4 protein-coding genes and 1 pseudogene are annotated in these 3,632 nt (G+C 39.9%); 2 read left to right on the top strand and 3 right to left on the bottom strand.

Annotation, left to right across the window (positions count from 1 at the left end; all coding sequences use genetic code 11):
• A partial coding sequence (locus FNZ24_RS21140; RefSeq protein ID WP_153916771.1) for a DUF2982 domain-containing protein occupies positions 1-211 on the top strand: 211 nt, incomplete at its 5' end.
• Between the two features lie 12 nt (positions 212-223).
• On the opposite strand, the gene FNZ24_RS21145 is transcribed toward FNZ24_RS21140, so the two are convergent.
• The 3 genes from FNZ24_RS21145 to galE all read right to left on the bottom strand — a co-directional run bounded on the left by FNZ24_RS21145 (position 224) and on the right by galE (position 2,425).
• Positions 224-655, bottom strand: coding sequence for a bactofilin family protein (locus FNZ24_RS21145; protein WP_153916773.1), 432 nt, complete (start codon positions 653-655; stop codon positions 224-226).
• Between the two features lie 160 nt (positions 656-815).
• Positions 816-1,310, bottom strand: coding sequence for a ferredoxin-type protein NapF (napF, locus tag FNZ24_RS21150; RefSeq protein WP_153916774.1), 495 nt, complete (start codon positions 1,308-1,310; stop codon positions 816-818).
• Positions 1,311-1,411: 101 nt separating this feature from the next.
• Positions 1,412-2,425 (bottom strand): UDP-glucose 4-epimerase GalE, encoded by a 1,014-nt coding sequence (galE, locus tag FNZ24_RS21155; protein ID WP_153916776.1) that lies wholly within the window; start codon positions 2,423-2,425, stop codon positions 1,412-1,414.
• A gap of 346 nt (positions 2,426-2,771) precedes the next feature.
• Between galE and phhA the strand changes: the two are divergent.
• Positions 2,772-3,545, top strand: a pseudogene (gene phhA / locus FNZ24_RS21160) (phenylalanine 4-monooxygenase); the annotation flags it as partial.
• Positions 3,546-3,632 lie beyond the last annotated feature (87 nt).

The following is a 3,632-nucleotide window of genomic DNA, read 5'->3' on the forward strand; positions in this document are numbered from 1 at the left end:
MACCTACTTAGGAGCGGAGTTTACGCCACTTGTCGTCAATGGCGATAGGTATCGAGGAGTACTTGCGATGTTCGGTCATCGATGCCAGACACTAGAGAGTCATTTAGGCTTTCATCTGTATGTTTCGATTGATAGCCTTGATAGGCCACCCGCAGAATTTGTTGAGTTATTACGCGAGTGGCAACAAGAACATCTTTTAAAAGAAGATTAACGCTACAGGAGTCTATACATTTACAGCAGAAAGCTGAGGATTGTCTACAGATGCTTCAGCGCTTGGGCTAACAACTTTTTCATTAAGAAGGCTATTGTGCTCTAGGCTCTCATCGTAAGCTTTGCGGTAACCAATAAATTGGCCGTTATCTAAGATTTCCATACGTTTACTGTACACTTCACCATCGAATGTGCCTGTATTGGTTATGGATAGTTTTTCACAAGTGATATTGCCAGTCATTAAGCCAGATACTGTGGCTTCAACACAAACCACGCCACCCGTTACCACGCCAGAAGGTTCTACTGTTATATTGCCTGATGCACGTATTTCACCATTGATTTTACCAGCGATGAGTACATCTCCAGCCACTTTAATATTACCCGTTAATTCACAATCATTAGCGATGAAACTTAAGTTACTGTTAGGGCTTTTTTTACTAAACATGTAGGCTCTCTTTTTTCGCAAATTAGTCCACTATAAATAAGCGACCGAAATGGCTTTATTATAAAATTTAACAATTAATATAACGGCAAATAAAATCAAAAAAAACCATTATATTTTGACGCCAATAACTTTTTCTGACTTCAAGCAGAATAAACTGCCACTATTCGCCATTTTTTGACTGATTAATACTAATTGACACAGTAGGGCAAGGTGCAACGCAAGCCCCGCAACCTGTGCATGCATCAATATCAACTATCGGCTTAGGGATTTGACCAACGGCCATTTTAAAACTGATAGCGCCAGGATCGCAGGCATCCTTGCAGCTTTGACACCAAACACCTTTGTACGTTAAGCAAGTATCGTTAACGACGGCGTTAATTGACCATGGTTCAACTTGTGTGAGGTCGAAAATAGGCTCTTTACATACAGTGGCGCATTGCTGACAAAAAGTGCACTCGTCTTCGGTAAATTTAATTTCAGGAAAGCCACCATCCCCTTTAACGAGCACTTTAGTTTCGCATGCATCTACGCAGGCGTTACAACGAGTACATTCGTCGGTGAATTCTATGTCTGTCTTTACCCATGGGGGTCTTTGAGCATCAAACTTTTTACGACGAAACAAATTTCTACGACTGTGATTTATTGATTGGCTCATATGTTTTCCGGTGACACTGATATTTAGACTGGATGATTATGTAAGCTAGATGATTATTTCAACAGGCCCTTTCATTAAAGCTTGTTGGTCATTAAAGCCTGTCAGTCATTATAGCCATTAGGGTTTTTAGATTGCCACAACCAACTACTTTCAACCATAGACTCAAGCGAGTGCAATGGTTGCCAATTTAGCTCTTCATAAGCAAGGCTTGAATCGGCAAAGTATGCAGCTAGATCGCCATCGCGACGAGCACTGAAACGATAAGGAATTTGTTTTCCACTGGCCTGTTCAAAAGCTTTGATGATTTCAATGACGCTATAACCACGACCTGTACCTAAGTTATAAGTCACAATACCTGGCCGCGTTGATAATTTCTGTAATGCTTTTAAGTGGCCTTGGGCAAGGTCGACAACATGGATGTAGTCTCTTACGCCTGTGCCATCAGGGGTTAAATAGTCATTGCCAAAAATCTGCAGTTCAGGCAGTTTTCCAACAGCTACTTGGCATATGTAGGGCATTAAATTATTGGGAGTGTCGCTAGGATCTTCACCAATTAATCCGCTTTCGTGAGCCCCTACAGGATTAAAATACCTGAGTACCGCAATATTCCATTGCTTATCAGCGATGTGTAAATCAGTTAATAATTGCTCAACCATTAACTTTGATTGCCCGTATGGGTTAGTCGCGCCTGTGGTGAAGTTTTCCCTAATAGGTAAGCTGTCAGGGACGCCGTAAACGGTTGCCGAAGAGCTAAAAACCAGCTGCTTTACACCGTGTTCAGCCATGACTTGGCATAATATAATGGTACCAGTGACATTGGTTTCATAATACTGCAAAGGCTTATTGACTGACTCACCTACGGCTTTCAAGCCTGCAAAATGAATCACCGATTCAATTTGATGATCAGTAAAAATTTTATGTAATAGCGCTTTGTTAAGCACACTTCCTTGATAAAAGACGCATGTTTTATTGGTGATATTTTCGATGCGTTTTAAGGCATTGACGTTAGCGTTAGAGAGATTATCTAGCACGATAACTTGCTGTTCGGCATTTAAAAGTTCAACAACAGTATGGCTACCAATATATCCTGCACCGCCTGTTACTAAAATTGCCATGGTCTTTCCTTAACTTATTGTACTGAACTTATTTGTACTGGACTTATTGTACTTAACTTATGGGCCTGATTATAACATTTGTTGTTTATTATTAAATTTGTCTATAAATCTACGCGTGCAGACTCATTTCTATTAGGTTCATTTTGACACGTGGACATAATCGTCAAACATTAACTACGTTTTAAGTTTCTGATTTTAAATACGATAAGTCATAAATAATTCGCTTTGTAGTGAAAAGTTTACGTTTATCACTAACACATGACACAAGAATAAACCTCGAGGTTGTTAACAAATTTAAAACCTTAGCACACTATGAAGGGAGAGAAGTTTACGTAAAGTGACACTTATGAGCAAAGCAACAAATTACACAGCAAAAATTCCTGATAGTCAGGGTTATATTCAATACACAGATGAAGAGCATGATGTATGGCATGAGCTGTATCAACGCCAAGCTATCAATATGCCAGGCAGAGCTTGTGAAGCCTACATGAAAGGCTTGGATGCCTTGGCTATGCCAAGTAATCGGGTACCACAATTAAATGAAATTGATAAAGTGCTGGTTGAAGCGACAGGTTGGAAAACCGAAGGTGTGCCTGCGCTTATCTCATTTGGGAAGTTCTTCGAGTTATTGGCGAATAAGCAGTTTCCTGTAGCCACATTTATTCGAACTAAAGAAGAATTTGATTACCTACAAGAGCCTGATATTTTTCACGAAATTTTTGGTCATTGTCCGTTATTAACCAATCCTTCTTTTGCACACTTTTCCCATATTTATGGGCAGTTGGGTCTTGCTGCTTCGAAAGAAGAAAGAGTTTATTTGGCTCGACTTTATTGGTTTACCGTAGAGTTTGGTTTAGTAAAAGGTGATGACGGTGAGTTGAATATTTACGGTGGCGGAATTTTAAGCTCGCCAGGCGAGACCTTATATGCATTAAGTGACGAGCCTGAACGTAAGCCGTTTGATTTAATTGAAGTATTAAGAACGCCGTATCGCATCGATATCATGCAGCCAATTTATTATGTCATCGAAAGTGTTGATTATCTTGATAAGATTGCAGAGATGGACATTATGGCGGCAGTGACTGAAGCACGTAAGCTAGGAATGCTTGAACCTAAGTTCGCAACCTMWWTTCGCTTAATTATCTTCTTTTTGACAAGCTTTCCGGCTTTATTAACGCCAACAAAATGAAAAACAGACTTTGCGATA

This window comes from Shewanella sp. TC10, from assembly GCF_009663145.1.
GTDB lineage: Bacteria > Pseudomonadota > Gammaproteobacteria > Enterobacterales > Shewanellaceae > Shewanella.